We start from the raw sequence: 4,467 nt of genomic DNA on the forward strand, positions 1-4,467 counted from the left end.
GCCCGCTCTGTGATGTTCAGTGCTTCAATGACTCCCGCTTCGGTGGCTTCAACATTGAAAGCTTTGGAAATTATTCAAAATGAGCCTGAGCATATTGAAAAATTATGGAAAAATACAGATTATGCCAAAGCACAATTACTGGATCATGGGTTTGATTTAGGTGCTACGGAAAGTCCTATTCTACCAATCTTTATTCGTAGTAATGAAAAAACGTTCTGGGTAACTAAAATGCTCCAAGATGATGGTGTATTCGTTAATCCAGTTGTTTCTCCGGCAGTTCCTGCGGAAGAGTCTTTGATCCGTTTTTCATTGATGGCGACACATACTTATGACCAAATCGACGAGGCTATTGAGAAGATGGTTAAAGTATTCAAACAAGCTGAAGTTGAAACATTAATATAAAATCTAATCGTATGATTCAGATTATACCCGTTGAAACAAAGAAACAAAGACGGCTGTTTATAGATTTCCCTCATAGTCTCTATGAGGGAAATCCTAATTATGTACCTGCCTTATTTCTTGAACAAAACGATTTGCTTTCCCCTGACAAGCATCCCTTTTATAAACATTCCCAAGCACAACCTTTTCTAGCATATCGTAACGATAAGATTGTTGGTCGTATATGTGCCATCTGGAACAACAACCATAATGCCTTTAATCATGTGAATGAAGGACAGTGGGGTTTTTTCGATTGTATAGATGATCAAGAAGTCGCAAACGCGTTATTTGAAACTGCAGAAAAATGGGTTAAAGCTAAAGGAGGGGATACGATCGTTGGGCCTATCAATTTATCGACCAATGATACCGTTGGTTTATTGGTGGACGGTTTTGATAAGCCTCCGGTGGCCATGATGCCCTACAATTCACCTTATTACATCGACTTGATTACCAATTCAGGCTATGGACATAAAGTGGATTTGAGAGCTTACTTGGTTATGGAAAAGTCTGCGGATAAACGCTCTGTATTGCTTTTGGATAGGCTGGAAGAGCGTTTGAAAAGATCTGGCATTACATTGCGTCAATTCAATGTGAAGGATTTTAAAAACGAGGCAGCAAAAGTTCGTGACATTTATAATAGAGCATGGGATAAAAATTCGGGTTTTGTTCCGATGACAGAGGACGAATTTAATTATACGGCCAAAGATTTAAAAATGATTCTCGATCCTCGTTTTGCTATCGTTGCAGAGAAGGATGGTGAGCTTGTTGGCTTTGGTCTAGGGATTCCAGATATCAATCAGATCCTTATCAAAGTGAAGCGCGGACGTCTACTTCCTACGGGTATTTTTAAATTGTTATTTGGAAAGAAAAAAATCAACTTGCTTCGTGTACTCATGTTAGGGGTATTGGAAGACTACCGTAAACTTGGTATTGAAGCATGTTTGTATGGCCGAATTATAAAAGAATCAAAAGATTCTAATATTAAGGGGGCCGAATGTTCATGGATGTTGGAGCATAATTACATGATGAACCACGCTATTGAGCAAATGAATGGAGAATTGTACAAACGTTATCGTTTGTATCAAAAATCATTATGATAGAAAAAGTATTAATCACCGGAGCGAGTGGTTTTGTAGGCTATCATTTGACAAGAGCAGCGAAAGACGCGGGGATGGAAGTTCATGCCGCGGTGAGGAAGTCAAGTGATGTTTCAGAAATTCGCTCTGTTGTAGATAAATTTGTTTATCCGGATTTCTCTGATGAAGAGTCTATCCGAGAATTACTGGAAGCGGAAAACTATACCTATGTTGTTCATGCTGCGGCAATGACTCGTGCCAAACATGAAGAAGATCTCGAAAAGGTCAATGTTGGTTATACAAAAAACTTGGCATCGGCTTGTTTTTCTTTAAAAACTCCCATCAAAAGATTTGTTTTCGTTAGTAGTCTTGCGGCGATCGGTCCTGTTGACTATGATGCTCAACTTATTGATGAAAGCAGCCCTTATCGTCCTGTTACGGCATATGGTCGTAGTAAGCGGAAAGCGGAGCTCGCGTTGAATGATTTTAAAGATCAGCCACTAACGATTTTGCGCCCTACTGCAGTATACGGCCCTCGTGAAAAGGATATTTTTATTGTTTTTAAAACAATGAATGGAGGCCTGGATGCTTATGTTGGTCGTTCTCCTCAAAAGCTTAGCTTTATTTATGTTGCCGACCTGGTGCAGGCGATTATTCATGCCTGTCGTTTTGACCAAGGTGGAAAGCAGGTGTATAGCCTTAGTGATGGACAGGTATATGGGCGTTATGAGTTGGCTAGGTTTTTCAAAGAGTTTAGTCAAAAGAAAATGATTCGTATGCATATTCCTTTGGGTGTAGTGAAGACTATCGCGGTTATTTTTGAACGTTTGTATAAAAATTCTAAAGCAATACCTGTACTATATCCGGAACGGCTGAATGAACTTACAGCTGAAAACTGGGGCTGTGATATCTCGGCGGCTCAACGTCAGCTACAATACCAACCTAAATATGATTTGAAGAAAGGCTTAATGGAGGCATTGGCTTGGTATAAGGAAAATAAATGGCTATAATCGCAGATAATGAGTGAGTTAAAAATAAATAAAAAACTTTTTCAGGATAGAAAGAGAACAAATATCTTAAGTGAACCCGAACAAAAACTTATTTCGTACCTTGTTCCTCGAATCCCCAATTGGATTACTTCGGATGGACTTACGGCAATTGGATTTTTAGGTTCCTTAATGATATTGGGGAGTTTTATACTGGCTGAATATGTTGATATTCGCTATTTACTTTTAGGAATCCCTGGTTTCTTTGTACAATGGTTTGGTGATTCATTAGATGGGCGTATCGCATTCTACCGCAATAAATCCCGTCGCTGGTACGGTTTCGCGCTGGATATTGTAATGGATTGGATCAGTACGGTTTTTATCGGATTGGGATATGTGCTGTATACCGTGGGTGACTTTAAGTATCTGGGATTTACATTGGTCGCATTATATGGCTGGGCAATGATCATTTCTCAGCTCAGGTATAGAATTACAGATAAGTATACGATAGACGCCGGAATTTTGGGGCCTACTGAAATTCGGGTGATTATTTCATTGGTTATGCTCTTCGAAGTTTTAATGCCTGGATCTATTAATTGGTGTGTACTGGTAATCTGTATTGCACTTTTTATAATTAATACAAATGATACACGTCTACTTCTTAAATTAGGCGATGAAAAAGATAAAGAGGATAAATTGAAAAAACAGCAGGAGGAGGCTATTTAACGATGTCTTCAAAAGTTATTACTTTTTTAAAAGCTCAACTTTCCGCCTTTTTAGGCGGATTGTTTGATTTTGGAGTATACTCTGCTTGTTATAAGCTACTTCATATCAGTGCTCCTTTTTCTAATGCTATTAGTGGTAGCCTTGGTGCTGTTGTTAATTTTTTGATCAATCGATACTGGTCCTTTGGTAGTACGCAAAAGTCCGTTGGGAGTCAGCTATGGAAATTTGTGATTGTCGTCTGTGGTAGTATTACATTGAAGTCTACAGGAATTCATTTTCTGGTGGATGTTTATCATTTAAACTTTTTGTTCTCGAAACTAGTCGTTGAGCTGCTCGTTTCTTTGGGCTTCAACTATACACTTCAACGTTTTTGGGTTTTTAAAGCGGAGGAGAAATAGTAATTTCCTTCTTTTTGCGAATCAGCTTTAGCTGGTTTCAGTTTCTTTTCTGTTTTCCGATTCTTTTGATCTCTCTTACTCTTTTCTTACCAAGTTTTGGTTTTGTAGGATGTTAATTTAGCTCTTGTTCTAGACTAAAAGGGCTTTTTAGCGTCTTATCTCTGTTATATTCCTTCAAATCGCTGTTGTTTTCTGTTTCTCTGGGGCAAATCCGAGGTGAAGCGTGCCACCATCTTATTTGTTGATTATATTTATTCGCTTTTATTTAGTTCCTCTTTAAGCTAGATTTTAACTGGTATTTAGTTAGCTTTAAGTTAGGGTTAGTTTAGCTATAACCTAAGCTATACCTAAACTAACCCTAACTAAACCCTATACTAAAATAAAAGTTGATCAAAGTTTACAATAAGTAATCCCTGGACCAAAATGACAGGATCTGGAGCCTTGCTTAAATTCTAAAAAGAATCCCGGGGAAGTCTTAAGGTCGCCATGCCATTCTCTGTTCCGTTGCGGTTGCGGTTCCCCATTACATCCTATTTCTATTATATCGATGGGATTAAACGTTGCGGATCTCTGTTGTTCTCTGTTCGGCTATGTTTGCGTTTTCCGATCTCCCTTTGCTATGCTGCGTCGGTGGGGCGATAGATCCGGCAGGTGCAATTCGGGATGTTTTCGTTGCTCGATGCCGCTATGTGGCCCAATCTGCCGGCCGGATCAGCCATCCCAGCCTTCCGATCACCTGTTTTACAAAAAGAATCTCGCACCGTTACAGGCAGTTAGGGACAAAATGAAATAAATAAGAACAAAAGGCTTGGAAGTTTGTTAGTAAACTCCCTATCTTTGCAC

Annotated in this window: 5 protein-coding genes; all 5 read left to right on the forward strand. The window is 39.1% G+C overall.

All coding sequences use genetic code 11. The features are described from left to right. A partial coding sequence (locus tag B2X72_RS01270; protein ID WP_286848106.1) for an aminotransferase class I/II-fold pyridoxal phosphate-dependent enzyme occupies positions 1 to 402 on the forward strand: 402 nt, incomplete at its 5' end. 11 nt (positions 403 to 413) lie between these two features. Further along, on the forward strand, positions 414 to 1,535 hold the full coding sequence (locus tag B2X72_RS01275) for a hypothetical protein (protein WP_070561222.1): 1,122 nt from the start codon (positions 414 to 416) through the stop codon (positions 1,533 to 1,535). Further along, positions 1,532 to 2,524 carry an NAD-dependent epimerase/dehydratase family protein gene (locus B2X72_RS01280; protein ID WP_088162961.1) on the forward strand — a complete coding sequence of 331 codons (993 nt, stop codon included), beginning with the start codon at positions 1,532 to 1,534 and terminating at the stop codon, positions 2,522 to 2,524. The genes B2X72_RS01275 and B2X72_RS01280 overlap by 4 nt, the downstream gene beginning before the upstream one ends. 9 nt (positions 2,525 to 2,533) lie before the next feature. After that, positions 2,534 to 3,226, forward strand: a complete 693-nt coding sequence (locus B2X72_RS01285; protein ID WP_075994198.1) for a CDP-alcohol phosphatidyltransferase family protein — start codon at positions 2,534 to 2,536, stop codon at positions 3,224 to 3,226. Between the two features lie 2 nt (positions 3,227 to 3,228). Beyond that, the gene (locus B2X72_RS01290) at positions 3,229 to 3,624 is read left to right on the forward strand and encodes a GtrA family protein (RefSeq protein ID WP_075994197.1); all 396 of its coding nucleotides are present in this window, start codon (positions 3,229 to 3,231) and stop codon (positions 3,622 to 3,624) included. Positions 3,625 to 4,467: the final 843 nt, after the last annotated feature.

The organism is Sphingobacterium sp. UBA7253 (genome assembly GCF_002472745.1).
Lineage (GTDB): Bacteria > Bacteroidota > Bacteroidia > Sphingobacteriales > Sphingobacteriaceae > Sphingobacterium > Sphingobacterium siyangense.

What these genes read in the sequence shown, in the direction of transcription:
- B2X72_RS01290 (WP_075994197.1), top strand. Translation starts at nt 3,229, where the DNA reads ATGTCTTCAAAAGTTATTACTTTTTTAAAAGCTCAACTTTCCGCCTTT.
- B2X72_RS01280 (WP_088162961.1), top strand. Translation starts at nt 1,532, where the DNA reads ATGATAGAAAAAGTATTAATCACCGGAGCGAGTGGTTTTGTAGGCTAT.
- B2X72_RS01275 (WP_070561222.1), top strand. Translation starts at nt 414, where the DNA reads ATGATTCAGATTATACCCGTTGAAACAAAGAAACAAAGACGGCTGTTT.
- B2X72_RS01285 (WP_075994198.1), top strand. Translation starts at nt 2,534, where the DNA reads ATGAGTGAGTTAAAAATAAATAAAAAACTTTTTCAGGATAGAAAGAGA.